This window comes from Pseudomonas sp. Pc102, from assembly GCF_018408275.1.
GTDB lineage: Bacteria > Pseudomonadota > Gammaproteobacteria > Pseudomonadales > Pseudomonadaceae > Metapseudomonas > Metapseudomonas tohonis.
In genome coordinates, this window is record NZ_AP021905.1 from 1,912,034 (window position 1) to 1,938,612 (window position 26,579).

The 26,579-nt window shown below is 65.8% G+C and carries 22 protein-coding genes and 3 pseudogenes; 16 read left to right on the plus strand and 9 right to left on the minus strand.

The window, feature by feature from the left end; all coding sequences use genetic code 11:
- Nucleotides 1-87 precede the first annotated feature (87 nt).
- The 5 genes and pseudogenes from PHLH3_RS08965 to PHLH3_RS30310 form a co-directional block, all read right to left on the minus strand.
- Entirely contained in the window at nt 88-1,701 is a 1,614-nt protein-coding gene (locus tag PHLH3_RS08965) for a methyl-accepting chemotaxis protein (RefSeq protein ID WP_213628949.1), read from the minus strand.
- Nucleotides 1,702-2,106: 405 nt separating this feature from the next.
- Nucleotides 2,107-3,093 (minus strand): diguanylate cyclase, encoded by a 987-nt coding sequence (locus tag PHLH3_RS08970; protein WP_213628950.1) that lies wholly within the window; start codon nt 3,091-3,093, stop codon nt 2,107-2,109.
- 5 nt (nt 3,094-3,098) lie between these two features.
- Nucleotides 3,099-4,655 (minus strand): hybrid sensor histidine kinase/response regulator, encoded by a 1,557-nt coding sequence (locus tag PHLH3_RS30300; protein ID WP_244863063.1) that lies wholly within the window; start codon nt 4,653-4,655, stop codon nt 3,099-3,101.
- Between the two features lie 6 nt (nt 4,656-4,661).
- Nucleotides 4,662-4,856: pseudogene (locus PHLH3_RS30305) on the minus strand (ATP-binding protein); the annotation flags it as partial.
- Nucleotides 4,808-7,198 (minus strand): annotated as a pseudogene (locus tag PHLH3_RS30310) (CHASE domain-containing protein); the annotation flags it as partial. The pseudogenes PHLH3_RS30310 and PHLH3_RS30305, both read right to left, overlap by 49 nt.
- Before the next feature lie 330 nt (nt 7,199-7,528).
- Between PHLH3_RS30310 and PHLH3_RS08980 the strand changes: the two are divergent.
- Genes PHLH3_RS08980 through PHLH3_RS09010 form a run of 7 tightly spaced genes read left to right on the plus strand, consistent with a single transcriptional unit; the run spans nt 7,529 to nt 13,832 of the window.
- Nucleotides 7,529-8,203 (plus strand): thermostable hemolysin, encoded by a 675-nt coding sequence (locus tag PHLH3_RS08980; protein WP_213628951.1) that lies wholly within the window; start codon nt 7,529-7,531, stop codon nt 8,201-8,203.
- Nucleotides 8,193-9,659 (plus strand): AMP-binding protein, encoded by a 1,467-nt coding sequence (locus PHLH3_RS08985; protein WP_213628952.1) that lies wholly within the window; start codon nt 8,193-8,195, stop codon nt 9,657-9,659. The genes PHLH3_RS08980 and PHLH3_RS08985 overlap by 11 nt, the downstream gene beginning before the upstream one ends.
- Before the next feature lie 8 nt (nt 9,660-9,667).
- Entirely contained in the window at nt 9,668-10,351 is a 684-nt protein-coding gene (locus tag PHLH3_RS08990) for an iron-containing redox enzyme family protein (protein WP_213628953.1), read from the plus strand.
- Nucleotides 10,338-11,144, plus strand: coding sequence for an SDR family oxidoreductase (locus PHLH3_RS08995; RefSeq protein ID WP_213628954.1), 807 nt, complete (start codon nt 10,338-10,340; stop codon nt 11,142-11,144). The genes PHLH3_RS08990 and PHLH3_RS08995 overlap by 14 nt, the downstream gene beginning before the upstream one ends.
- A complete protein-coding gene (locus PHLH3_RS09000; protein WP_213628955.1) occupies nt 11,141-11,776 on the plus strand; it encodes a tetratricopeptide repeat protein in 636 nt (211 codons plus the stop codon). Before PHLH3_RS08995 ends, PHLH3_RS09000 begins: the two co-directional genes overlap by 4 nt.
- Before the next feature lie 8 nt (nt 11,777-11,784).
- Nucleotides 11,785-12,447: a response regulator gene (locus PHLH3_RS09005; protein ID WP_173173859.1), complete on the plus strand. Its 663-nt coding sequence runs from the start codon at nt 11,785-11,787 to the stop codon at nt 12,445-12,447.
- The gene (locus PHLH3_RS09010; protein WP_213628956.1) at nt 12,444-13,832 is read left to right on the plus strand and encodes an ATP-binding protein; all 1,389 of its coding nucleotides are present in this window, start codon (nt 12,444-12,446) and stop codon (nt 13,830-13,832) included. Before PHLH3_RS09005 ends, PHLH3_RS09010 begins: the two co-directional genes overlap by 4 nt.
- Here the strand turns inward: PHLH3_RS09010 and PHLH3_RS09015 are convergent.
- Both PHLH3_RS09015 and PHLH3_RS09020 read right to left on the minus strand, forming a co-directional pair.
- On the minus strand, nt 13,829-14,377 hold the full coding sequence (locus PHLH3_RS09015; RefSeq protein ID WP_213628957.1) for a cytochrome b/b6 domain-containing protein: 549 nt from the start codon (nt 14,375-14,377) through the stop codon (nt 13,829-13,831). The genes PHLH3_RS09010 and PHLH3_RS09015 overlap by 4 nt on opposite strands.
- Entirely contained in the window at nt 14,377-14,643 is a 267-nt protein-coding gene (locus tag PHLH3_RS09020; protein ID WP_213630472.1) for a PepSY domain-containing protein, read from the minus strand. Before PHLH3_RS09020 ends, PHLH3_RS09015 begins: the two co-directional genes overlap by 1 nt.
- A gap of 383 nt (nt 14,644-15,026) precedes the next feature.
- Here PHLH3_RS09020 and PHLH3_RS09025 point away from each other — a divergent pair, with 383 nt between their 5' ends.
- Nucleotides 15,027-15,629, plus strand: a complete 603-nt coding sequence (locus PHLH3_RS09025; protein WP_213628958.1) for a DUF4823 domain-containing protein — start codon at nt 15,027-15,029, stop codon at nt 15,627-15,629.
- Nucleotides 15,630-15,639: 10 nt separating this feature from the next.
- On the plus strand, nt 15,640-16,200 hold the full coding sequence (locus tag PHLH3_RS09030; protein WP_213628959.1) for a DUF1285 domain-containing protein: 561 nt from the start codon (nt 15,640-15,642) through the stop codon (nt 16,198-16,200).
- Between the two features lie 60 nt (nt 16,201-16,260).
- Here the strand turns inward: PHLH3_RS09030 and PHLH3_RS09035 are convergent, their stop codons facing one another.
- Complete coding sequence (locus tag PHLH3_RS09035; protein WP_173173869.1) at nt 16,261-17,925, minus strand: electron transfer flavoprotein-ubiquinone oxidoreductase; 1,665 nt, start codon at nt 17,923-17,925, stop codon at nt 16,261-16,263.
- Nucleotides 17,926-18,249: 324 nt separating this feature from the next.
- Between PHLH3_RS09035 and PHLH3_RS09040 the strand changes: the two genes are divergently transcribed.
- Both PHLH3_RS09040 and PHLH3_RS09045 read left to right on the plus strand, forming a co-directional pair.
- A complete protein-coding gene (locus PHLH3_RS09040) occupies nt 18,250-18,999 on the plus strand; it encodes an electron transfer flavoprotein subunit beta/FixA family protein (protein WP_111262406.1) in 750 nt (249 codons plus the stop codon).
- Nucleotides 19,000-19,929, plus strand: coding sequence for an FAD-binding protein (locus PHLH3_RS09045; protein ID WP_111262405.1), 930 nt, complete (start codon nt 19,000-19,002; stop codon nt 19,927-19,929).
- Nucleotides 19,930-19,990: 61 nt separating this feature from the next.
- Here PHLH3_RS09045 and PHLH3_RS09050 read toward each other — a convergent pair whose 3' ends face one another.
- Nucleotides 19,991-20,914, minus strand: a complete 924-nt coding sequence (locus tag PHLH3_RS09050; RefSeq protein ID WP_213628960.1) for an alpha/beta hydrolase — start codon at nt 20,912-20,914, stop codon at nt 19,991-19,993.
- 114 nt (nt 20,915-21,028) lie between these two features.
- Between PHLH3_RS09050 and PHLH3_RS09055 the strand changes: the two genes are divergently transcribed.
- The 5 genes and pseudogenes from PHLH3_RS09055 to PHLH3_RS09075 all read left to right on the plus strand — a co-directional run bounded on the left by PHLH3_RS09055 (nt 21,029) and on the right by PHLH3_RS09075 (nt 26,578).
- Entirely contained in the window at nt 21,029-21,850 is an 822-nt protein-coding gene (locus tag PHLH3_RS09055) for a transporter substrate-binding domain-containing protein (protein ID WP_213628961.1), read from the plus strand.
- 39 nt (nt 21,851-21,889) lie between these two features.
- Nucleotides 21,890-22,210: pseudogene (locus PHLH3_RS09060) on the plus strand (DUF4398 domain-containing protein); the annotation flags it as partial.
- Nucleotides 22,211-22,214: 4 nt separating this feature from the next.
- Nucleotides 22,215-23,024, plus strand: a complete 810-nt coding sequence (locus PHLH3_RS09065) for an OmpA family protein (RefSeq protein ID WP_213628962.1) — start codon at nt 22,215-22,217, stop codon at nt 23,022-23,024.
- A 209-nt stretch (nt 23,025-23,233) separates the two neighbouring features.
- On the plus strand, nt 23,234-24,673 hold the full coding sequence (locus PHLH3_RS09070) for a PLP-dependent aminotransferase family protein (RefSeq protein WP_111262401.1): 1,440 nt from the start codon (nt 23,234-23,236) through the stop codon (nt 24,671-24,673).
- Between the two features lie 141 nt (nt 24,674-24,814).
- Entirely contained in the window at nt 24,815-26,578 is a 1,764-nt protein-coding gene (locus tag PHLH3_RS09075) for a VWA domain-containing protein (protein ID WP_213628963.1), read from the plus strand.
- Nucleotide 26,579 lies beyond the last annotated feature (1 nt).

The window sequence follows — 26,579 nt, forward strand, 5'->3', positions numbered from 1 at the left end:
TCGTCGTTCGCCTGATCCACCAGCAGCGCCTCGAAGTCAGGAGCGTGTCGCCATCGCGATGGTGATTCTCCGGCGGCATATGACTCGTCACAGGCGGAACGAGGCGACGGCGGACTTGAGTTCCACCGCCAGGCGTGACAGGTCCTGGCTGGAGGCGCGGGTCTGGCTGGCTCCCGCCGAGGTCTGGGTGGACAGGTCGCGGATGTTGACCAGGCTGCGGTCGACCTCGCGGGCCACTGCGGCCTGTTGTTCGGCAGCGCTGGCCACCTGGACGTTCTGTTCGTTGATCGAGGCGATGGTCCGGGCGATGTCGCCCAGGCTGCCATCGGCGGCCTGAGCGAGGTCCACCGTTGTCTGGGCCAGGCGCGAACTGCCCTGCATCGTGGCGACGGTGGCACTGGCCTCCTGCTGCAGCTGGTTCACCATCTGCTCGATTTCCCGGGTGGATTGCTGGGTGCGCTGTGCCAGCAGGCGAACCTCATCGGCCACCACCGCGAAGCCGCGCCCCTGCTCGCCGGCACGTGCGGCCTCGATGGCGGCGTTGAGCGCCAGGAGGTTGGTCTGCTCGGCAATCGAGCGGATCACATCGAGCACCTTGCCGACGTCCTGCATCTGCCGGGCGAGCTTCTCGACACGTTCGGCGCTGCCGGTCACGTCGGTCGCCAGGGCGTTGATCGAGCGCACCGTCTCGCCCACCTGCTCGCGGCCATGGCGCGTGGCGGTATCGGCCTGCCGCGAGGCGTCCATGGTCGTGGCCGCGTTGTGGGCCACCCCGTCCACCGCGGCGCTCATCTGGTTGCAGGCCGTGGCCGCCTGCTCGATCTCCTGGTTCTGCTGCACAAGGTCCCGGTTGGCGTCTTCGGTCACCGCATGCAACTGCTCGGAGGCCGAGGCGAGCTGGGTGGAGGAGTCGGCGATGAGGCTGATGGTCTGCCGCAGGTTCTGCTGCATGCCGCGCAGGGCGTTCATTAGGGAAGTCGCCTCGTCGTGCCCTTCCACCGGAATATCCCGGCTCAGGTCGCCCTGGGATACCTGGCTCGCCACTTCGACCGCCTGGTTCAGCGGCCGCACGATGCTTCGTGAAAGAAGGAGGGCGAGGATGACGGCCAGTCCGACGGCTCCGACAAGAATCAGCACGACAAGCAGGTTGGCGCGCTGGAAGGCAGAGGTGCTGGCCGTCGAGGCCTGCTTGGCTCCCTCCTCGTTGATTCTTATCAGTGCGGCGAGATCGTTACTGAGTGCACTGCCCAACTCATTCAGCTTGGCGGTGACCAGTGATTGGGCGCCGTCCTTGTCACCGGTTTCCAAGTGCTGGACCACTGTGCCGCGGACATCGATGTAGCTGCGCAGGTCCTCGAGATACCGGTCGAAGAGCCGCTGCTCCTCATCGCTCGAAATCATCCTGATGTAACTGTCCCGGGCTTTTTGCAGTGCCGTTTCGTCAGCCGCCAGGCGGTTTCTGGCAGCCTCGTCGTAGGTCACCAGGGCCCGCAGTGTAGAGGCTCGAAGCTGAAGGGTCGCCTCGTCCATGTGGCCTAGGGCGATGATGCTGGGAAGCCAGTTCCCATCGACCGCTTCGGAGCTGTCATGCATCTGGTGCATTTGCATCAGGGAGCCTACCCCGACCAGCATCAGCAACGTGACCAGAACTGCAAAGCCAAAATTGATCCGGGTGGATACACGTAACGAGCGAATCAACATGATGATCTCCCCAGTTGCACGGGCGTGTGGCGATATGAGTGCCCGATAGAAGTTTCAGGTCATGGGCGGATGTTTAACGAGCCGTTTGTGAAAAGTGCGTGAATTCAATAAGGCCACGATGACTCGTCGTCGTTACAGCAGTTGCAAGTTCCTATTCCTACAGCACTGATGGCAAAGTGCTTTTATCGTATTGTCGACTATTTCTACGGTATTTCCATGGGCGACAGGCGGTATAAGACTTTAGTGGGAAGTTGGATGGCTGATAATGATTTTCAGCTGAATGTAGTGGCCGTTATTGATTGCAAGCACGGCTCAACTGCGTATGGCCAATCCAGTCGAGCCGTGTCGCATCGAATATTTCGACGGCGCGTGCAATCTTCAGGCATTTTTGAATTCCGCACGCTCCTAGGCTTCCTGCCTGCCCGTATCGCTCGCTGGCATCAACGCTGCAAGTTCGATGTTCCTGAATCGGCTGCAATCCCGTCCCGCTTCCTTGGCCTCATATAAGGCGGCATCCGAAAACTCGAGAAGTCTTGCGATGTTCGGTACGACTTCATTGCTTTCACTGGAATGCGGCCAACTGGGACTTTCTTCATCGAAACTGGCGACGCCGATTGAAACCGTCACGTTCCCGTGTGGGCTGTCGGGGTGGGGAATGTTCAAGTGCCTGACACCGTCCCCCAGTTGGTCGGCTATGCGGCAGGCGCCGACATGATCGGTTTCGGGCAACAGCACGGCGAACTCTTCACCACCATAGCGGGCCACCAGGTCGGCGGGTCTGTTGATGCAGGCGCGCAGGGCATGGGCGACGGCGATCAGGCACTGGTCGCCCTGCAAGTGGCCGTTACGGTCGTTGTAGCGTTTGAAATAGTCGATATCCATCAGCAGCAATGAGAAGGGTTGCCCGTTGCGGCGGGTCCTCAGCCATTCGCGCTCGATGGTCTGATCGAGGAAGCGACGGTTGGCCAGGCCCGTCAGGCCGTCGGTCTGCGCCAGCAGGTTGAGCCGGTCCATGGCCAGCTTCAGGTGCAGGTGCGTCTTCACCCGTGCATTGACGATGGCAGGGCGTATGGGCTTGCCGATGAAGTCCACCGCGCCCAGGGCGAGGCCCGCTTCCTCCATGCTCGCCTCGGTGTGGCTGGTGATGAAGATGACCGGGACGTCGCGCAGTTCCATTTCGGTCTTCATCCGTTCACAGACCTCGAAGCCGCCCATGCCGGGCATTTCGGCATCCAGCAGGACCAGGTCGGGCCTTTGCTCCTGTGCCGCCCGGAGTGCATCGGGGCCGTTGGTGGCGAAGCGGACCTTGCCGAGACTGCCGATCGCCTTGCTGAGGATGCGGATCGCTGAAGTGTCGTCATCGACGATCAGCAGGGAGGGTGTGTAGTCCATGGGGGTCACTCCTTGGCCACGAGGCCTGCGGACTCGAGCAGGTGCAACGCCTGTTCGAAGTCCAGGTTGTCGATCGCCTGCCAGACCTGTTCGGCCAGCGCCTGGCTCGAAACCTGGATGGCAGGGTATGCCTGGGCGAACTGCTCCAGCGCGGCCATGTCGTGGTCGCGCAGGTGGTCGATCAACCTCGCCAGCGCGGGGCCCGCTGCCAGGTGGTCCGCGTCGCTGCGGGGGAGGGTGATCGCCTCGATGACGCCCGTCTGGCGTTCGAGTTCGAGATAGGCCCCCACCAACTGCCCGAGCAGTACCGGCAGGTGTGGGGCGTCGGGTTCGACCCGCAGCAGGGTCTCCGCCTCACCTGCAAGCTTGTGAAGGCGCCGGGCACCGAGCATGCCCGCCGACCCCCTGAGCTTGTGCAGGCGCGCTGTTAGCCCGGGCGGGTCGTCCTGCAGGCGCCGCCGGGTCGCTTCGTCGTCGCGGAATTCGCCGAACTCGCTGAACAGCCGCCGCAGCGAGGAGTTGAACAGCTCCAGGTCGTGACTCATGCGCTGGGCGACTTCAACGGTATCGATGCCTTCTATCGTCGGCCAGGGGCGGGAAGGCCCGGTGGGCGCCTCGATCGGACGTATGGGCAGGGGAGCGCCCCGGGAGTCCTGGACCGCCCGGCGGATGGCGCGGATCAGCACCTTGGGTTCCAGGGGTTTGCTGAGGAACTCGTCAATTCCGGCCGCCTTGGCCTGCCGACGTTCTTCCGGCAACGCTCCGGCGGTCAGGGCGAGCACGGGCAGTCGTTGCAGGCCGAGTTCGCCACGCAGTCGGCGGGTGGCCTCGAACCCGTCCATTTCCGGCATGTGCAGGTCCATCAGCACCACATCGAAGGCGGTGGTGTCCTCGCGCAGACAATCCAGCGCCTGGCGGCCGTTCATGCAGGTCTGCACCTCGGCGCCCTGCTGCTGGAGCATGAGACTGGCCACCTCGAGATTGATGTCGCTGTCATCCACCAGCAGCAGCCTTATGCCCTCCAGCCACCGGGCCTGGGTGATGTCCAGCTCGGTGGCGTGGATCAGTTTCTCGCCGTGGCCGTTGGGATGCCCGAGGCTGGCGGCAGCGATGGCGTTGTAGAGATCGGAGCCGTCCAGTGGCGTTCGGGCGTGATGGTCCACCAGTGCATCTTCCAGGGTGGGTGCAGCCGATGTCCGTGGCGCCGAGAACACCACGCTGCTGGGCATGCGTTCGCGTCCCAGCAATGCCCTGAGCTTTTCGAGCGTCTCCAGCACATCGTCGCCGGCCAAGTGGTCGAGTAGCAGGACATCGGCCAGTGGATGGCGGCGTGCGAGCCGTTGCCCGAGGTGTTCGAGCAGGTCTTCCCGTCTGAAGAATGGGGTGGCTCGCCAGCCCAGCGAGCGGCACAGCTGTGTGAGTCGCTGGCGTTCGCTCTCGTCCTGGCTCACCACCAGCACATCCAGGCTGGACGCGTTATCCGACAGGGCCTGTTCGTCGATGATCGGATCGAACGGCAGGCGTACCCAGAATTCGCTGCCCACCCCGAGGGTGCTGCGCACACCGACCGTCCCGCCCATCTTCTCGGCCAGGCCGCGTACCACCGACAGGCCCAATCCCGTGCCGCCGAAGCGACGGGTGGTGGAGGTGTCTGCCTGGGTGAAGGGGAGAACACCCGCTCGATCACCTTGGCATCGATACCACAGCCGGTGTCCCGGACGCTGATGCAGAGCCAGCAGCGTACGTCGGTCTCGTGGGCGCATTCGACATTGACCTCGATGCCGCCGGCGGCTGTGAACTTGAGGGCGTTGCCGATCAGGTTCATGAGGATCTGATTGAGTCGCAACGCGTCGCCGGCAAGTTGTTCGGGCAGCGCATCGGCCTTGACTTCGAACCGCAGGCCCTTGGCTTCGGCCTGGGGCGCGAACAGTTCGGCGAGCTCGCCGAACAGCCGATGGGGACGGAACGGGCTGTTCTCCAGAAGCATCTCGCCGGCCTCGATCTTGGCGATGTCGAGGATGTCGTTGATGATCCCCAGCAGGGAGCGCCCGGCGATCTGCAGCTTGCCGAGCAGTTTCTCCTGCTGCTCGTCCAGGCGCGTGCCCTGCAACAGGTGGGCGATGCCGATGACCGCGTTCATGGGGGTGCGGATCTCATGGCTCATGTTCGCCAGGAACAGGCTCTTGGCGGCGTTGGCGCTTTCGGCCGAGGCTTTGGCCGCAAGAAGCTCGGCGCTGTTGCGCAGGCGCTCGGTGATGTCCTGGGCGATGGCCAGGTGACCGATGATCGCACCGGTTTCCATGCGAATGGAGGTGATGACCATGGACACCTGGATCTGCGAGCCCCCCTTGCGGATGTAGGTCCACTGGCGTGTTTCCGCGCCTTGCTCGTCGGGTTTGCAACGGAATACCTCCATCCCCTCGATGGGGCGGCCGTATTCGCGGCTGAGTTCGACCGCACGTGCCTGGACTTCCTCTGGCAGGTGGAAGTCCAGGAGATTGCGGATGCCGATCATTTCGGCGGCGGTATAGCCCAGCAGCAGTTCCGCGCCCCGGTTGAAGACGACGATCTCGCCCTGCATGTCCACGGCGATGATGGACACCTCGGACGAGGCGTCGAGCACCGCCTGCAGCAGGCCGGCGACCCGGGAGAGTTCGGCGGTGCGTTCGCTGACCTGTTGCTCGAGGTTGGCGTTGAACTGGCGCAGGTAGTTCTCCGCGCGCTTGCGGTCGCTGATGTCGTGCATCAGCTTCGCCGCGCCGAGGATGCTGTCGTCGGCCTCGCGGATCAGGCTGCAGGTGATGGTCACATCGATCAGGCGACCATCCTTGTGCAGGCGCTGGGTCTCCAGCGTCGGGCCGCGTTCCCCGCGTGCCACCCGTTCGAGCAGCGCTTCATCCTCGGCCAGGCGTTCCTGCGGGACCAGCAGGGGGGCCAGGGGGCGGCCGAGGATCTCCGCCTCGGTGTAGCCGAACATCTGCTCGGCGGCACGGTTCCAGGTGATGATCCGGCCATCCAGCGCCTCGCCGATGATCGCGTCGCTGGAGTTCTCGACGATGGTCGCCAGCCGCGCCTGGCCGGCCATCACCTGGTGCTGGCGCTGGCGTGACAGCAGCAGGGTGCCGACCATGCCGGTGAGCAGGAGGCTGGCCAGCAGCCCGACCACGAACACCCTGGCGGGGTGCACGGGGTCCAGGGATTCGACGAAGGCCGCATGGGCGCTGACCTGGAACAGCCAGGTGCGCCCGTAGACCTCGCGTTCGAAGCTGTAGGTCTGGACCAGCTCGCCATCCGGGCTCTGGTGGTGGGTCTCGAAGATGAGCTTGCGCTGCGGGGCGTCGGTCTTGTCGTAGATCGCCAGGTGGAGGCTGTCCACGGGCAGGTCGAGGTCGGTCATCACCTCGCTCATCGCCAGGGGGGCGTAGCTCCAGCCCAGGGTTTCCTCATGGCGCGAGGGCAGGTCGGCGGGGGTGTCCGGGGTCCTGTAGACGGGCAGCAGGAACAGGAAGGAGCGATAGGCCTCCCTGGATTCGTTGATGAAGGTGATGGGCGCGGTGAGCGTGGCCTTGCCGCTGAGCATCGAGCGTTGCGCGGCGAGCCGGCGCAGGGGTTCGGAGGCGATGTCCAGGCCGATGGCTTCGATATTGACCTCCGGCGGATCGATGTACTGGATCACATAGCGTTCGCCCTGGAAGGGGGCGAACTGGTGGATGGTGAAGTTCGGCTGGCCATCGGCCCTGACCCTGTGCAGGAACTCCGCCTCCTCGTTGACCCTCACCCGGCGGATGAAACCGAACCCACGGGCTCCTGGGAATTCCTCCTGGAGGTTGCGCGCCCGGCTGTAGCGGGTGAACAGGTCGAGGGTGACATTGTCGATGCCCAGCATATGGACGGCGCCGCGCCAGCCCCTGAGGCGGAACTCGTAGATGCGCAGGCGCGACATGAGGTCGCCCTCTACCTCGCGGCTTTCGTCCTTCAGGGCCTCCTGCACGTGGTTGTCGATGGAGCGGACCTGCTGGAGGCTGGCCAGCGCGCTGAGCAACAGGCCCGAGAGCAGTACCAATGCCATCCAGATGGCGATGTGGATCCACGGCTGTGCCTTCATCCGCTCGAGTTCTCACGCCGGTGGGTGTTCGAAGCGGCCTGGGTAGGATGCTTCGAGCCCTGACTTTCCTGTCTTTATCCGTATTGGCGCCAGCGTACTTATGCCTAGTATCACTGTGACATCATTCTCTCGATGGAGAAGACGTCGTCTCGCTGTTGCCTCCTCACTATAGATGGCCCTTTGCCCGACTTCCGGGCAAATGACGTCGCGTGCGACTCGGCCTTTCGCCGATCGGTTCCGGCCCGATGAACCGCACCGGGCACGCTTCAGACTCCATTCAGATTGGCTGCGGATACTCGCCCCCATCGAAACGCACGTTGGGGGCCAGACATGATCCAGTCGCAATGGGAATCGTTGTTCCCGCTTCACTTCGGCAGCCTGGGGGAGCGCCACGCCTTCCTGGACCTGAACCTGCAGGGAGACCCGGGGCGCGCGGAGCTGGAGTCGTTCGTCCAGCGTGGCTTCAAACAGGCTCATGGTGCGGATATCCAGCACTTCCTGCCGGAGATGCTCGGACTCTACGACGGCCGCGGCACCCTCGACGCCGCCGTGGGCATCCGCCTGGCCAGCACCGGGCAACTGTTCCTCGAGCAGTACCTGGATGAGCCGATGGAGGCTGCGCTGGCGCCGCGGGTGGGGGAGGTGTCCCGGGCGGCCCTGGTCGAGGTCGGTAATCTCGCGTCGCTGTCGGCCGGTGGCGCACGGCTGCTGATCATCGCCGTGACCTGGCTGCTGGCGGCAAGAGGCCTGCGCTGGGTGGCGTTCACCGGCACCTCCACCCTGGTCAACAGCTTCCACCGCCTCGGGCTCGAACCCATGGTGCTGGGCCGCGCCGATGCCGAGCGCCTGGAGGACCCGGGCAGCAACTGGGGCACCTACTACGAGCAGCGCCCGCAGGTGTTCGCCGGGGACATCCAGCACGGCCATTCCGAGCTGGAGCGTCGAGGCATCTTCCAGCGCCTGGGTTTCCCGCTGCTGCTGGGGGAGAACGGTAATGCGGCCTGATACCCGCTGGTTCCGCCAGCTCCTGGAACAGCATGCCGGGCGCGAGCCGCAACGTTGCGCGATACGTGGCATCGAACACCGCTACACCTATGCGCAACTGCTGGATGAGCTGGCGTTGCGCGAGTCGCGGCTCCGCGCGCAGCCGGCGGGGCCCATCGCGCTGCTCCTGGACAATGGCCCCGAGGCCCTGCTGTGGGACCTGGCCGCGTTGCTCAGCGAGCGCCCCTGCATCGTGCTGCCGCCGTTCTTCAGTGCTTCCCAGCGTGCGCATTGCCTGCAATTGAGCCAGACGCCACTGGTGCTCGCTGGCGAAGCGCTGACCGACGAGCTGCATGCGCTGGGCTACCTGTTCAGCGAGGGATTCTGGAAGCGCCCGGTGAGCTCCCCGGCGTTGCTGCCGGCGACCACTGCCAAGATCACCTACACCTCCGGCAGCACCGGCACGCCCAAGGGGGTATGCCTGTCGGCCGAGTCGCTGCTGCGTGTCGCGCGGGAGCTCGAAGCCGCCAGTCGCTCCACGGGGCCTAGCCGCTACCTGGCGGTGCTGCCGCTGGGCGTGCTGCTCGAGAACCTGGGCGTCTACGCGGCGCTGATCGCCGGCGCCGAGGTGACGCTGCTGCCCCTGGACCAACTGGGCATGAGCGGGGCCAGCGGCATCGACCTCAAGCGGCTGCTGAGCTGCATCCTGCTCAGTGGCGCGCAGAGCCTGATCCTCGTGCCCCAACTGTTGCTGGGCCTGGTCACGGCCATCGAGCGCGGGCTCACGCAGATCGGTGCATTGCGCTTCGTCGCGGTGGGCGGGGCGCGGGTCTCGGCGAGCCTGCTGGCGCGTGCCCAGGCCATCGGCTTGCCGGTGTTCGAGGGCTACGGCCTCTCCGAGTGCGCGTCCGTGGTCTGCCTCAATCGCCCGGAGGCCAACCGCCCCGGTACGGTCGGGCGTCCGCTGCCCCATGTCGAGGTGCGCCTGGCCGAGGATGGCGAGGTGCTGGTGCGTGGCTCGACCCTGCTCGGCTACCTGGGAGAGCCGCCGCCGGATTCTCCTTGGTGGCCGACCGGCGACCTGGGGCACTTCGATGAGGAGGGCTACCTGCACATCCTGGGCCGCAAGAAGAACCAGTTCATCACCAGCCTCGGTCGCAACGTCAACCCGGAGTGGGTCGAGGCCGAGCTGACCCAGGACGGCACCATCCTCCAGGCCTACGTCCAGGGCGAGGGGCTCGCCCACAACCTGGCGCTGCTCTGGCCGCTGTCGCCGGAGACGACCGACGCGCAGCTGGAGGCCGCCGTGCAGCGCTGCAACCGCGAGTTGCCCGACTACGCCCGGGTGCACCGCTGGGTGCGGCTGGCCGAACCCTTCACATCCGCCAACGGCCTGCTCACCGGTAACGGCCGGCCGCGTCGCGAAGCGATCTACGTCCGTTACCAGACCCTTCTCAACCAACTCGCCAACGAATGAGGCCCACCATGTCTTTCTTCGACTCGCTGCAAGCTGCAACCCATGAGGAGCGCCAGACCCTTTTCGGCGTCCCGGTGATCCGCGATGCCCTGGGCGGAACCGTCAGCCTGGAGGGCTACATCGCCTTCCTGACCCAGGCCTACTACCACGTCCGCCACACGGCGCCCCTGATGATGGCCTGCGGTGCGCGCCTGCCCAGCCGGCTCGAGTGGCTGCGCAAGGCGGTGTGCGAATACATCGACGAGGAGTACGGCCACGAGCAGTGGATCCTCAATGACATCGAGGTCTGCGGCGGCGACCCCGAGCAGGTGCGCAACGGCAGCCCGTCGCTTCCCATCGAGCTGATGGTGGCCTACCTCTACGACACCATCGCGCGGCACAACCCGGTCGGGCTCTTCGGCATGGTCAACGTGCTGGAGGGCACCAGCATCGCCCTGGCCACCCATGCGGCGGGCAGCATCCGCACGTCCCTCGGCCTGCCCGCCAATGCCTTCAGCTACCTGAGCTCCCACGGCGAGCTGGACCAGGACCACATGGCCACCTACCGCAAGTTGATGGACCGCCTCGACCAGCCGGAGGACCAGCAGGCCGTCATCAAGACCTCCAGGGTCGTCTACGGGCTCTATGCGGACATGTTCCGTGGCCTGCCGCGCGCCAGCGTCCGCGACGAGGTGCGTCATGCGCTTGTCTGACTGCCGTGCCGTGCTCACCGGCGCCAGCGGGGGCATCGGCCTGCAGTTGGCCGGGCAGTTGTGCGAGGCGGGTGCCCAGGTCCTGGCGGTGAGTCGCCACGAGGGCAGCCTGGCGGCGCTGCGCCAGCGCTTCCCCAACCAACTGCGCTGGCAGGAGGCCGACCTCAACCAGGCATCCGGACGCCAGGATGTGCTGAGTGCTGCCTGGCAGATGGGCGGGACCAACCTGCTGATCAACGCAGCGGGGATCAATCACTTCGCGCTGTTCGAACAGGCCAGCGAGGAGGGCATCGCGGAGCTGCTCGACCTCAACGTCAAGGCGACCCTGCAGCTGACCCGCCTGCTGCTGCCGCTGCTGCGCCGGCAGGAGCACGCGCTGATCACCAACATCGGCTCCACCTACGGCTCGATCGGCTACCCCGGCTATGCGGCCTACTGCGCCAGCAAGTTCGCCCTGCGCGGTTTCTCGGAAGCCCTGCGCCGCGAGCTGGCGGACACGGCGGTGGATGTCCTCTATGTCGCGCCGCGCGCCACCCGCACCGCGATGAACGGCGCTGCCGCCAGGGCGCTCAACGATGCCCTCAAGGTCGGCACCGACGATCCCGGCGATGTCGCCGTCGCGGTGCTGGAAGCGATCGAGCGCAATCTCCGCGAGCTCTACCTGGGCTGGCCGGAGAAACTCTTCGTGCGCCTGAACCACCTGCTGCCGGGGCTGGTCGACCGTGCCCTGCGCAAGCAGCTGCCATTGATTCGTCACCACAGCCGCCCGGGGGCGGGGGAGATCGGCAAATGAAACGACTGATGCTCATCGGCCTGCTTTTCGCTTCATCCTTCGCCTTCGCCCTGGATGAAGCGGGTCAGCAGCGCCTGGCGGATATCCAGACGCGCTGGGCGCAGATCCAGTACCGCACGGCCGAGGCGGAACGTGCTGCGGCCTTCGCCAGGCTGGCTGCCGACACCCAGGCGTTCGCCCGCCAGCAGCCGACCGCCGCCGAGGCCTGGATCTGGAACGGTATCGTCACCAGCAGCTGGGCCGGCGCCGAAGGTGGCCTCGGGGCGCTGGGCAAGGTGAAGGACGCCCGGGCCAGCCTCGAAAAGGCGCTGGCGCTGGACCCCAGGGCCCTGCAGGGTTCCGCCTACACCAGCCTGGCCGCCCTCTATGATCGAGTCCCCGGCTGGCCCATCGGCTTCGGCGATGCCGAGAAGGCCGAGACGCTGCTCCAGGAAGCGCTGCGCCTGAATCCCGACGGCATCGACAGCCTGTATTTCTGGGGGGATCACCTGTACCGTCAGGACCGCTTCGCCGAGTCGAGGCAGGCCCTGGAGCGCGCACTGCAGGCCGCTCCCAGGCCCGGTCGCGAGCTGGCTGACCAGGGGCGGCGGGAGGAGATCAATGCTTTACTCAAGACCCTCAAGGACAAATAGGACTGGGCATGCGCCTGTTGCTGGTTGAAGACGACACTGCGTTGGGGGAGGGCCTGCGGACGGGCCTTCGCGAGGAGGGGTACACCATCGACTGGCTGCAGGATGGCGCCAGCGCATTGCATGCACTGACCCAGGAGAACTTCGACCTGGTGATTCTCGATCTCGGCCTGCCGCGGATGGATGGCATCAATGTGCTCAAGCGCCTGCGTGGCAGCGGGTCGGTGCTCCCCGTGCTGGTGCTCACGGCGCGCGATGGCATGGAGGATCGCATCGCCGGCCTCGACGCGGGTGCCGACGACTACCTGATCAAGCCCTTCGACCTCAACGAACTCAAGGCGCGTTTGCGTGCCTTGCTGCGTCGCAGCAGTGGCCGCGCCAAGGTGCTGATCGAGCATGGCGGGGTCAGCCTCGATCCCGTCTCGCAGCAGGTCCACTACCAGGGCCGGCCTGTCCTGCTGACACCGCGCGAGTACCTGCTGCTGCACGAGCTGCTGGCGCAACCGGGGAAGGTGTTCAGCCGCGAGCGCCTGACCCAGCTGCTGTATGGCTGGGACGAGGAGGCGGAGAGCAACACCCTCGAAGTGCACATCTATCACCTGCGCAAGAAGCTGTTCAGCGAGCTGATACGGACCGTCCGCGGGATCGGTTACCTGGTGGAAAACAGACTATGACGTCGTTGCGGCAACGCACCCTCTGGCGGGTGGTGATCCTGCTCATCCTCGGTACCGGCCTCCTGGCGCACTACAACTACCGCGACAGCAGCCACGAGATCGCCGAGGTCTACGACGCCCATCTGGCCCAGAACGCCCGCCTGCTGCAGGGCGTGATGAGCCTGCCGCTCGCCCCCGCCGACCGGGGGCGGCTCTACGATGCCTTCGACGAGGCCCTGCGCCAGGCCGGCAGGCCGGGTGTCGGGCACCCCTACGAGAACAAGCTGGCGTTCCAGGTCTGGCGCGACGGTGGCGAGCTTCTGGTCCATACGCCCAGTGCGCCACGGATCGACCCTTCGCAACGCCTTCCGGGCTTTTCCGACATCGTCATCGAGGGCAAGCAGTGGCGTGGTTTCCTGCTGCCGGTGCCGGCGCAGCAGGTGTCGATCTGGGTGGGTGAGCGCAAGGATGTCCGCGGCGACCTGGTCGGGCGCATCGTCCGCCATACCCTGTTGCCGTTCCTGTTCGGCGCTCTGGTGCTGGCACTGCTGGTGTGGTTCGCCATCGGCTCGGGGCTGCAGCCTCTGCAGAACATGGCGAACGTCATCCGCGGGCGCCATGCCAAGTCGCTCGAGCCCCTGCAACTGGCGCCCCTGCCCAGCGAACTGGAGCCGATGCAGGCCGCCATCAACCGGCTGCTCAGCCAGGTCGCCGACCTGCTCAAGCGCGAGCAGCGCTTCATCGCCGACGCGGCCCATGAGATGCGCACCCCGCTGGCCATTCTCCGCCTGCATGCACAGAACGTGGAGGAGGCCCGGACCGAGGAAGACCGGGCCCGGGCGCTGGGCTTTCTGATCGGCGGGGTGGATCGGCTGAGCCGAGTGGTGAACCAGTTGCTCACCCTGGCGCGGATCGAGCCGCGGCTCGGCCAGCGCCACCTGGAGGATGTCGACCTGGCCAAGGTCGCCATGGACACGCTGGTGGAGATGACGCCCTGGATACTGGAGCGCAACGTTGAGCCTGTGCTGGATATCGAGCCGGGCACCTGCCATGTCCGGGGCGACGCGATGAGCATCGGCATCGCCCTGCAGAACCTGGTCAGCAATGCGGTGAATTTCTCGCCGGTCGATGGCGTGGTGAAAGTCGGCCTCATCGTCCGCGAGGGGCATGTCGAGCTGTCGGTCGAGGACGAGGGGCCCGGTGTTCCGGCCGATCGCCTGGCGGTGGTGTTCGAACGCTTCTTCAGCGATGGCCACGAAGGGGGGGCCGGCCTCGGGCTGCCCATCGTGCGGACCATCATGGAACACCTGGGCGGCGCCGTCCGCCTGGAAAACCGGCCCGGCGGCGGAGCCCGGGCCACCCTGGAGTTTCCCTTCGCGGAGGCGGCCGGGCGCCCCGCAGCCTAGTGGGGCTCGTCGTCGCCCGGTAGCGGGCGGCGGCGGCCGGTGATCATCGAAAGCGGCAGGTTGTCGCGTACGCGCAGGCTTTCGAACACGGCGGCGGCCACGTGCAGCGACACGAGCAGGGCCAGGCCGTTGGCGATCCAGCGATGCGCATCCTCCGGCCATTCGGCGCCCCACAGCGCATCGACTTCCTGCATCAGGTAGCCGGTGAGCCCGAGCAGTGCCATGGACAGCATCATCAGGATCATCACCAGCGCGCCGAGGGGCGAGTGCCCCAGGCGGTGGTGCGGCGCGCCGCTGCGCAGGGCGCGCAGGTGCGTGGCGAGGCGTCCGGGGGTGGGCCAGAAGTCGCGCCAGCGGGCGCTGCGTGGGCCGATGAAACCCCACGGCACCCGGACCAGCAGGCAGAAGCAGGCGTAGTAGCCCAGCCAGGTGTGCCAGGCGTCGCCTTCCTCGGTGAACAGGTAGTTGGCGAAGAAGGCGCCGGCGACCGAGGCATGGAACACGCGGACGACGGGGTCCCAGAGCCGGATGGTCGCTCCGCCCATCAGTTTTCCACCCGGCTCTTGACCGGCTGGCCGGTGACCGGGTCGTGATAGATCTCGACCTTGCGCTTGTCCTTGTCGAAGCCGTAGATCTCATAGCAGTTGCCGGAGGTGATCTTGAACTTGCTGATCTGGTAGCCCTGTTCCTTCAGCTGTGCCTGGAATTGCTCGGGGTCCTTCCAGGTGGAGCGTTCGGCGGTGGTGCACTGGGGGGAGGCGAGGGCCGCGGTGCTGGCGATGAGCAGGGCGGGAGGCAGCAGGTAGCGCATGATGAAGTCCTCGATGGAGTGGGGAGGCTTCACTCTGCGCGTCGAAGCTTAAGGGATTCTGAGGGGGGCGATATCGACATTCCGGCGCGGTTGAGGGAGGCTGTGCCGCCTGAATTTCTCCTGGCGCCCGGGGTCAGCTCTTGCAGGGGGCGATTCGCGCCAGGGTTTCGACGGTGCGGTGCCCCGGATGGAAAGCCCGTTGCGCACCCTGGCGCAGGGACGCCACGCGCGGCAGCGGCTCGTGCGGGCGCGCTGGCAGGCGTTCGAGGGTGTGCGGCGGGCTACGGGGGCGGCCCGGATTGGCGGCGGAGTACGTGATGGCGCGGAAGCTGCATCGCTGCGCCGAGTGCCGGTTTTTCGTCGCCGGCCGTGGAGGATTGAGAATGCGTAGTTTGATGCTGTTGCTGGCGCTGCTGGCCCTCGGGGGCTGCATGAAGGTCAGCGACATGACCCTCGGCGCTCGCGAGCAGATGAGCGACGCCGGGCTGCTGGATCACAGCGAGACCTATCGCTCGATGTCCTGGCGGCTGCAGCCGGATTCGTTCATCTACATCGCCCAGAGCAGTTTCATGCCCCAGGGCGGCACCCACACCAAGGCGAACGTGGTGGCCGAGGAGGCCTTCAAGGGGTTCGTCGAATACTTCCCGCTGGTGCGCCGTGCGAGCCAGCCGGTGAGCCTGGAGCAGGCGATGAGCGAGGCCCGTTCGCTCGGGGCCAACTACCTGCTGTACAGCCGCTTCGCCGATGCCGATGATCGCATCGGCACGCTGGAGGAGTGGGAGGACCAGGAGGCGCTGGACCGGCTCGGCGTCGACAATGGCGTGATCCAGCTGATGCTGATCGAGACCGGCAACCGCTATCTGGTGGACACGGCGCGCATCACCCATCGCGGTGGCCTGTTCACCTTCCATGACCAGAAGCCCGAGGACCTGATCGGGCCGCCGTTGAGACAATATGCGCGCAGCCTCATGGGGCTGAGCCGCTGAGGAGGATGTGATGAACGACCCGGGCAAGGCCGGCGATCTGCTGGCGCAGATTCCCAAGGAGAAGGGGCTGCCGCCGGTGCACCTGTGGAACCCCGATTTCTGCGGCGATATCGACATGCGCATCGCCCGCGACGGGACCTGGTACTACCTGGGCACGCCCATCGGCCGCAAGCCGATGGTCAGGCTGTTTTCCACCATCATCCGCCGCGATGGCGACGACTATTTCCTGGTCACGCCGGTGGAGAAGGTCGGCATCACCGTCGACGACGCGCCCTTCGTGGCGGTGAGCGTCGAGGTGAGCGGGGAGGGCGAGGCGCAGGTGTTGCGCTTCGTCACCAATGTCGAGGACGAGGTGGAGGCGGGCGCCGAGCACCCGATCCGTGTCGAGACCGACCCGGTCACCCAGGAGCCGGCGCCCTACGTTCATGTGCGCACCAACCTGGAGGCGCTGATCCATCGCAATGTCTTCTACCAGTTGGTGGAGCTGGCGGTGGTGCGCGAGGTCGATGGTCGCAACTGGCTGGGCCTGTGGTCGGGTGGGCAGTTCTTCCCGATCGGCGAGGAGCCTTGACCGGGGCTTTTCCCGCAGGCAACAAAAAAGGCCCCGAGGGGCCTTTTTCGTTCGTCGCGCTTACATGTTGGGGTAGTTCGGGCCACCGGTGCCTTCGGGCGCGACCCAGGTGATGTTCTGGGCCGGGTCCTTGATGTCGCAGGTCTTGCAGTGGACGCAGTTCTGCGCGTTGATCTGGAAGCGCTTCTCGCCGTCTTCCTGGGTCACCACCTCGTATACGCCGGCCGGGCAGTAACGCTGCGCGGGCTCGTCGTAGAGCGGCAGGTTCTTGGCGATCGGGATGCTCGGGTCGGTGAGCTTCAGGTGGCAGGGTTGTTCCTCTTCATGGTTGGTGTTGGAGAGGAATACCGAGCTCAGCTTGTCGAAGCTGAGTTTGCCGTCGGGTTTCGGGTAGTTGATCTTCGGCGCTTCGCTGGCCTTCTTCAGGCAGGCGTGGTCCGGCACGTTGTCGTGCAGGGTGAAGGGGATCTTGCCGCCGAAGATGTTCTGGTCCAGCCAGTTGATGCCGCCGCCGATGACCGGGCCGAACTTGTGCAGCGCGGCACCGAAGTTGCGGCTGCGGAACAGCTCGTCATACAGCCAGCTGGCCTTGAACGCGTCGACGTAGGTGGTCAGCTCGTCGCCGCCTTCCTTGCCGCCCAGCAGCGCTTCGGCCACCGCTTCGGCCGCGAGCATGCCGGACTTCATGGCGGTGTGGCTGCCCTTGATCTTGGCGAAGTTCAGGGTGCCCAGGTCGCAGCCGATCAGCGCGCCGCCCTTGAAGACCATCTTCGGCAGCGAGTTCAGGCCGCCCTTGCAGATGGCACGGGCACCGTAGGCCACGCGCTTGCCACCTTCCAGGTACTGCTTGATCACCGGGTGGTGCTTGTAGCGCTGGAATTCGTCGAAGGGCGACAGGTGCGGGTTGGAGTAGGACAGGTCGACGATCAGGCCGACCACCACTTGGTTGTTCTCCAGGTGATAGAGGAAGGAGCCACCGGTGTTGTCGGTGCCCATGATCGACAGCGGCCAGCCGGCGGTGTGCACCACCAGGCCCTGCTCGTGCTTGGCCGGGTCGATGTCCCAGATTTCCTTGATGCCGATGCCGTAGTGCTGGGCGTCGGCTTCGGAGTCCAGGTTGTATTTCTTGATCAGTTGCTTGCCGATGTGGCCACGGCAGCCTTCGGCGAACAGGGTGTACTTGCCACGCAGTTCCATGCCGGGGGTGTAGTAGCCTTCCTTCGGATGGCCTTCGCGATCCACGCCGAGGTCGCCGGTGATGATGCCGCGTACCACGCCGTTCTCGTCGATCAGCGCTTCCTGGGCGGCGAAGCCCGGGTAGATCTCGACGCCCAGGCCTTCGGCCTGCTGGGCCAGCCAGCGGCACAGGTTGCCCAGGGAGATGATGTAGTTGCCCTCGTTGTGCATGGTCTTGGGCACGAAGAGGTCGGGGATCTTGATCGCGCCTTCGGCATCCTTGAGCATATAGATGTCGTCGCGCTTGACCGGGGTGTTCAGCGGGGCGCCGAGTTCCTTCCAGTCAGGGAACAGCTCGTTCAGCGCACGCGGCTCGAACACGGCACCCGAGAGGATGTGGGCGCCGACTTCGGAACCTTTCTCGACCACGCATACGCTGATCTCCTGACCAGCTTCGGCGGCCTTCTGCTTCAGTCGGCAGGCGGCGGACAGGCCAGCAGGGCCGGCGCCGACGATGACGACGTCGAATTCCATGTATTCGCGTTCCACAGTCATTCTCCTCAAGGCTCTCTTCGATGTTTTATGTGGGAGGGCTAGGCTCGATCCCTGACCAGAGCTGGCGCATTATATCCACACCCTTTGGCCGGTCCAATACAAACGTTTGTTTGAATTTTGTAGAAGCCTGATAGGATAAGGCTCTGCGGCTTATGGCGGGGTATTTTCCCGTATTGACCGGATTAGGCGTTACGGTCAAGATACGGGCGGTTTTGCGCTCGCCGTATGGGCTGACCGTCGGTTCCGGCCGACGAGCATCACCCGCCAGAGGCTCGTCCTTGGCGACATTCTTATTCACCGGAGAGTAACGAGGAATCCATGAAGGTTCTTGTAGCTGTCAAACGAGTGGTCGACTACAACGTCAAGGTTCGCGTCAAGGCGGACAACTCCGGCGTCGACCTCGCCAACGTCAAGATGTCGATGAACCCCTTCTGCGAAATCGCCGTGGAAGAAGCCGTCCGTCTGAAGGAAAAAGGCGTGGCGAGTGAAATCGTCGTCGTCACCATTGGCCCGGCCACTGCTCAAGAGCAGCTGCGTACCGCCCTGGCCCTCGGTGCTGACCGCGCCATCCTGGTCGAAAGCGCCGAAGAGCTCAGCTCCCTGGCCGTCGCCAAGCTGCTGAAGGCCGTCGTCGACAAGGAACAGCCCCAGCTGGTGATCCTTGGCAAGCAGGCCATCGACAGCGACAACAACCAGACCGGCCAGATGCTGGGTGCCCTCACCGGCTACGCCCAGGGCACCTTCGCCTCCAAGGTCGAAGTCGCCGGCGACAAGGTCAACGTCACCCGCGAGATCGACGGCGGCCTGCAGACCGTAGCCCTGAACCTGCCGGCTATCGTCACCACCGACCTGCGCCTGAACGAGCCGCGCTACGCGTCGCTGCCGAACATCATGAAAGCCAAGAAGAAGCCTCTGGACACCGTCACCCCGGACGCCCTGGGTGTTTCCACCGCTTCCACCGTCAAGACCCTGAAAGTCGAAGCGCCTGCTGCCCGCAGCGCCGGCATCAAGGTCAAGTCCGTGGCTGAACTGGTCGAGAAACTGAAGAACGAGGCGAAGGTAATCTAAATGACTATCCTGGTTATCGCTGAACACACCAATGCCGCCCTGGCCGCTGCCACGCTGAACACCGTTGCCGCTGCCCAGAAGATCGGTGGCGACATCCACGTCCTGGTCGCTGGTGCCGGTGTCGGCGCCGCTGCCGAAGCCGCCGCCAAGGTCGCTGGCGTTTCCAAGGTCCTGGTTGCCGACAACGCCGCCTTCGCTCATCAGCTGCCGGAAAACGTCGCGCCGCTGATCGCCGAGCTGGGCAAGGGCTACAGCCACATCCTGGCTCCCGCCACCACCAACGGTAAGAACTTCCTGCCGCGCGTCGCCGCCCAGCTGGACGTCGACCAGATCTCCGAGATCATCGCGGTCGAAAGCGCCGATACCTTCAAGCGCCCGATCTACGCCGGTAACGCCATCGCCACCGTGCAGTCCTCGGCTTCGGTCAAGGTCATCACCGTGCGCACCACCGGTTTCGACGCCGTTGCCGCCGAAGGCGGTTCCGCTGCCATCGAAGCCGTCGGCGCCGGTAGCGACGCCGGCAAGTCCGCCTTCGTTGGCGAGGAACTGGCCAAGTCCGACCGTCCGGAACTGACCGCAGCCAAGATCGTCGTTTCCGGCGGCCGCGGCATGCAGAACGGCGACAACTTCAAGCACCTGTACGCGCTGGCCGACAAGCTGGGCGCTGCCGTCGGCGCTTCCCGCGCTGCCGTCGACGCCGGTTTCGTGCCGAACGACATGCAGGTCGGCCAGACCGGCAAGATCGTCGCTCCGCAGCTGTACATCGCGGTCGGCATCTCCGGTGCCATCCAGCACCTGGCGGGCATGAAGGACTCCAAGGTCATCGTCGCCATCAACAAGGACGAAGAAGCCCCGATCTTCCAGGTGGCTGACTACGGCCTGGTGGCTGACCTGTTCGAAGCCGTACCGGAGCTGGAAAAACTGGTCTGATCCAGCTTTCCGCACCCACGAAAAACCCGCTCATCGAGCGGGTTTTTTGTTGCCCGGGGAATCACTGCGAATCGAGGAAGGCCTTGTAGTGCGAGGCTGTTTCGGCGGGGCGTTCGATCATCGGCACGTGGCCGCAGTCCTTCATCACCACCACGCTGGGCTTGGCCAGCAATGGCTTCATCACCTCGATGCTGGAGACATCCAGGACGCGGTCGCGGTCGCCCCAGAGCAGCAGGGTAGGGGCGGTGATCTTCGGAAGCTCCGGTTCCAGCGGCACGTAGCGCTGCACCAGATGCTGGAACACCTGATCGTAATGTTCGCGGTTGGCCACCGCCTGCTCGGCGAGATAGCGCTTGAGGGAGCCGGGGATCGCCGGTTTCTCGACGAAGACGAAATCCATCAACGGGTCGTAGTCCGCGACCGAGGCCACCACCAGCGGGTTGGCATCGCCGCGTTCCAGACGCTCGTACAGCTCGCTCTTGTGCGGGGCGGTGATCCCGGCGTTGTCGAACAGCGCCAGCGAGCGCACCTGCTGTGGATAACGCGCGGCGTAGAGGGCGACGATGTGCCCGCCCATGGAATTGCCCACCAGGTGCACCTTGCCCGCGCCCAGCGTGGCGATGAAGGAGGCCAGGCGCTCGGCCTGGGTGCCGACGTCGTAGCTGCCGGCCGGGCGGCTGCTGTCGCCGAAGCCCGGAAGGTCCGGGACGATCACGTGGTAGCGCTCGGTGAAGTGTCGCGCCATGCGCAGCCAGTTGTCCTTGTTGGCCCCGAAACCGTGGACCATGACGATGGTTTCGCCGCTGGCCGGGCCACCCTCGTAGTAGGCGATATCCAGGTCGCCGACCGTCACGTTGCGGGTGGACAGCCCCGCCAACTGGCACTCCACGAAACGTGCCGTGGTCATCAGGGCGGCGGGGGAGAAGTACAGGGTGGCAGCCAGGGCTGCCAGCACCGTCACAAGTCCGACAAGCAGTTTTTTCATGGCGCGTCCTTATCGCAAAAAATTATTGCAGTTCGCCTAAGCTAGCATGACGCTAGAGCGATGCAGCGCAGTGGCTGCATCGCCCAAACCAAGGTCCGGTCCAGGAAGTCCCTGATGCACATACGCCCCTTCATCGCTCCGTTGTTGCTGGTCCTGGCCACGCTGCCGGGGCTGGGTCATGCGGCTGGCAAGTGCGAGCGCCTGGTCGCCACGGGCAACCCCGAATATCCGCCCTACCTGTGGCGCGACCCGCAGAACCCCAAGCTGCTGGTCGGTGCCAACGCCGATCTGCTCAAGCGCCTGGGCGACGAACTCGGGTTGAAGATCGACATCCTCTATACCGGCCCCTGGTCCCGCGCCCAGGATGAGGTACGCACCGGTCGCGTGGACCTGATCGCCGGCGCCTTCCTCACCCTGCCGCGCCTGGAGACCATGGACTACATCCACCCGGCCTTCCTCGACACGCCCAGCGTCGTGTGGGTCAAGCGCGGCCACGGCTTCCCCTACGCCCAGTGGCAGGACCTGCTCGGCCATACCGGCGGCACCCTGGTGAACAACAGCTTCGGCCAGGCCTTCGACGCCTTCGCCAAGGCGAACCTGACCCTCGAAGAGGTCCCGAGCCTGACCCAGGCCTACCAGAAGCTCGTGCTGGAGCGCACCGAGTACGTGCTCTACGAGCATTACCCGGGCCTCGCCCTGGCCGACACCCTGGGCATGGCGGATGATCTCGAGGCGCTGGAACCGCCGATCTCCAGCGAGGGCCTGTACCTGACCCTGTCCCACAATTCGGCCTGCAACGATCCCTGGCTGCGCGGACAACTCGCGAAAAAAATGACAGAATTGACCGCCGCAGGTGTGCCGCAAGTCCTCTTGCAGCGCAATCTCGAGCGTTGGAAGGCCCAGCAGTTGCAGCCGGCCAGCGCCCCGAAACCCTAGGAATCCCTCGTGATCGAACAACGCATTCTGGCCCTCGGCCTGGCCGTCCTCGCCCTGGCCGGCTGTGCCAACGACCCCGCTCCCGTGGAGCAGCTCCGCCTCACCGAGCAGGCCGTGGCCCAGGCCCGTGCCGTGGGTGCGAGCGCCGAGCAGAGCCCCGACATGAAGCTGGCCGAAGAGAAACTCGCCCGCGCGCAGAAGAACATGGGCGAGCAGGACTACAAGCGTGCCCGCATCTTCGCCGAGCAGGCCGAACTGGATGCGCGCCTGGCCGAGTCCAAGGTGCTGACCGAGAAGAGCAAGGCCCAGTTGGCCGACCTCAGTGCCCGCATCAATCGCCTGCGCAAGCAACTGGGGAATTGCAATGAGCCATCGCATCGCCCTCGGCGGCCTCCTGCTGGGCCTTGGCCTGTTGGCCGGCTGTGCCAGCCCGCAGCGCGCCGAAGACAGCCTGGAGGCCGCGCGTGCCCGCTTCCAGCAGGTGAAGGAAGACCCGGACGTGCTGCGCAGCGCGCCGAAGGACGTGATCCGCGCCGGCGAATCCCTGGCCCGCGCCGAGCGCCTGTCCAACTACCTGGGCAATGACCAGGATGTCGAGCACTACGCCTACCTCAGCCAGCGCTACAGCGAGATCGCCAGCCAGCACAGCGAGCTCAACCTCAACCAGGAGCGTGCCGCCAAGCTGCAGGTGGACCAGGAACGCCTGCAACTGGCCCTGCGCGAAGCCAAGCTGCTCAGCGTCCAGCAGCAGGGCGACTGGATGGAAGAACAGATGGTCAGCCTCGCCGCCACCGAGACCGACCGCGGCCTGGTGATGACCCTGGGCGACGTGCTGTTCGACACCGGGCGTGCGGAACTCAAGGCCTCGGCCAACCGCACGCTGCTCAAGCTGGTGCAGTTCCTCCAGATCAACCCGCGCCGCGTCGTGCGCATCGAGGGCTACACCGACAGCAGCGGTGCCCGAGAAGAGAACCTCGTCCTGTCTCGCGATCGTGCGCAGGCGGTGGCCGACGTGCTCGGCGACCTCGGCATCGATGCCAAGCGCATGGAAGTGGTGGGCTACGGCGAAGCCTTCCCCGTAGCCGAGAACGCCTCCTCCCACGGGCGGGCGCAGAACCGCCGCGTCGAGATCGTGTTCTCCGACGAGAAGGGCAAGCTCGGCGAGCGCCGCTGACGGCAAGCGTTCGAAAGACCCCGGCGGCTTCGGCCCCCGGGGTTTTTTATTGCCCGTACAGCTGCGCCGGAAGCGGTGGGCCCGTCGGAGTGAAACGATACAGTCACTGGCGAAAGCGCACTGTATGGCCCACAATTCCACGCTCTGTACCGGTGCAATTTGTTACTGCTCGGGTACTGTTTCGGTCCAGTGAACCAGGTGCCGCCGCCATGACCAATCTGTTGCTCTATCAACGTATCGCCCAGCAACTGGCCGAAGACATCCGTCGCGGCGTTTACCAGCCTGGCGAGCGCGTGCCCTCGGTCCGCAAGATGAGTTCGCAGCTCAATGTCAGCCATGCCACCGTGCTGCAGGCCTACGCCAACCTGGAGGACCAGGGCCTGATCCGCGCGCGGCCGCAATCCGGCTTCTACGTGCACCAGACCCCGGCCCTGACCGCGTCCACCCCGGACATCGCCCGTGTCGAGCGCCCCGGCCTGGTCACCCGCGCGAGCATCATCAACCAGGTGCTCACCGAGTCCCGCCGCGAAGGCGTCTTCCCCCTGGGCGCCGCCGTGCCCCATGTGGACTACCTCCCGGTCCGCGCGCTGCACCAGCAACTGGCCAAGGTCACACGCTTCCACAGCCCGCGCGCCTTCAGCTACATGTTCAGCCCCGGCTTCGAGCCGCTGCGCCGCCAGGTGGCGATCCGCATGCGCGACGCCGGCGTGGTGGTCAACCCCACCGACGTGGTGATCACCCATGGCTGCGTCGATGCGCTGCAGATGAGCCTGCGCGTGCTGACCCGTCCCGGCGACCTGATCGCCGCCGAGTCGCCCACCTACTACGGCCTGCTGCAACTGGCGGACCTGCTCGGCCTCAAGGTCATCGAGATCCCCAGCGACCCCACCACCGGCATCAGCCTCGAGGCCCTGCAGCTGGCCGCCAACCAGTGGCCGATCAAGGCGCTGGTGCTCACCTCACGCCTGAGCAATCCCCTGGGCGGCACCATCCCCGAGGAGCGCCAGAAGCAGCTGCTGCGCCTGGCGTCGGACTTCGACATCCAGATCATCGAGGACGATATCTACGGTGAGCTGATGTTCGAGCAGGGCCCCTCCAAGGCGCTCAAGGCCCACGACCGCGAAGGGCGCGTGGTGTACTGCTCCAGCTTCTCCAAGACGCTGTCGCCGGGCGTGCGCATCGGCTGGATCATCGCCGGCAAGTACCAGGACGAGATCCAGCGCCTGCAGACCTTCAGCACCCATTCCGCCTGCAGCGTCACCCAGATGGGCGTCGCCGCCTACCTGGAGAACGGGGGCTACGACCGGCACCTGCGCTACATCCGCCAGGAGTACCGCAAGAACCTCACCGCCTTCCAGCTGGGTGTGCAGCAGTACTTCCCCGAAGGCACGCAGATGAGCCGGCCCAACGGCGGCTTCATCCTGTGGATCAGCCTGCCCGCCAAGGTCAACACCAAGGACCTGCACGTGCGCGCCTTGCAGCAGGGCATCAGCATCGCGCCGGGGCTCATCTTCAGTAACACCGAGCAGTTCAACCACTGCGTGCGGCTCAACTGCGGCATCCCGTGGAACCGCGAGGCGGAGCGCGCGATCATGACCCTCGGCATGCTCGCCAAGCAGCTGTGCCAGGAAGCCGGCAGCTTCTTCTGACACCAGGCGCGCCGGGCTGAAGCCCGGTGCCCCTATTGCTCCACGCCCAGCCCGAAAATAATTTCATCACCCTTTAACCCGACCTGATCGCCGCCCCCGTCTACTGGTGCGTATGGACATTCCGTCCCCAGGAGACCCGCCATGACCACCCCCGCCACACTGCTCCGCCAACCCCTCGCCGCCGGTTTCGCCGCCGGCCTGCTGCTCGCCCTGGCCGCCTGCCAGGGGCATGAATCCGGCACCACGCCCGGTGCAAGCGAGACCAAGGCCGAAGCCGAGGTCAGCGGTTCGGTGAGCGCCAACGACGACGCGCGCCAGCAGGAACTGGCCAAGCCCGCCGCCGAGCCGAATGCCGCCTATGCCCCGGCGCCGATGGCCAAGCGCGCGGCCCCCATCGCGGTGGCGGGTTCGATGGCCATGCCCGTGGCCGCCGCACCGCTCAGCGACGCCCTGGCCGCCGGCTACCGCGACGAGGGCCGCGAGCAATACGCGCATCTCGCCGACAACCCCATCCATGCCGTGGCCAGCGACCCGGTCTCCACCTTCAGCATCGACGTCGACACCGGCGGCTACGCCAACGTCCGGCGCTTCCTCAATGGCGGCCAGCTGCCGCCCAAGGACGCGGTGCGCCTGGAAGAGCTGGTCAACTACTTCCCCTACGCCTACCCGCTGCCCCAGGGCGACGTGCCCTTCGGCATCGGCACCGAGCTGGCGCGTTCGCCCTGGAACCCCGAGGCGCGCCTGCTGCGCATTGCCATCAAGGCCTCCGACACCCAGGTCGAGCAGTTGCCGCCGGCCAACCTGGTGTTCCTGGTCGACGTCTCCGGCTCCATGGACCGCCGTGACGGCCTGCCCATGGTGCAGGGCACCCTCAAGCTGCTAGTGGACCAGCTGCGCGCCGAGGACCGCGTCTCCCTCGTCACCTACGCCGGGGAGGCCCGCGTGGTGCTCGAATCCACGTCGGGCAGCGAGAAGGCGAAGATCCGCGCCGCCATCGACCAGCTCGCCGCCGGCGGCTCCACCGCAGGCGAGTCCGGCATCCAGATGGCCTATGCCCAAGCGCAGAAGGGCCTGGTGAAGAACGGCATCAACCGCATCCTCCTGGCCACCGACGGCGACTTCAACGTCGGCATCAGCGACTTCGAAAGCCTCAAGCAACTGGCCGCCGAGAAGCGCAAGGGCGGGGTCTCGCTGACCACCCTGGGCTTCGGCACCGACAACTACAACGAACAGCTGATGGAGCAACTGGCCGATGCCGGCGACGGCAACTACGCCTACATCGACAGCCTGCGTGAGGCGCGCAAGGTGCTGGTGGACCAGCTCAGCTCGACCCTCAAGGTGGTGGCCAAGGACGTCAAGCTGCAGGTCGAATTCAACCCCGCCCAGGTCAGCGAATACCGTCTGCTGGGCTACGAGAACCGCGCCCTCAAGCGCGAAGACTTCAGCAACGACAAGGTCGATGCCGGCGAGATCGGCGCGGGCCACACCGTCACCGCGCTCTACGAGATCGTCCCGGCCGGCGGCAAGGGCTGGCTGGAGCCGCTGCGCTACCAGCAGGCGCAGAAGGCCGATGGCAAGTCTTCCGAGCTGGCCTGGCTGCGCATCCGCTACAAGGCGCCGGGCAGCGAGCAGAGCAAGCTGCTGGAGCGTCCCATCGCCGCCGCCGAGGTGCCCGCGATCGCCGGGGCCAGCGAAGACCTGCGCTTCGCCGCCGCCGTGGCCGCCTTCGCCCAGCAGCTCAAGGGCGGGCAGTACACCGGCAGCTTCGGCTTCAACGACACCCTGGCGCTGGCCCGTGGCGCCCGTGGCGACGATCGCTTCGGCTTGCGCGGCGAATTCGTGCAACTGGTCGAACTCGCACAAAGCCTGCAAAATCCAACTCCTTCACAGGCACGGATCGAGTGAC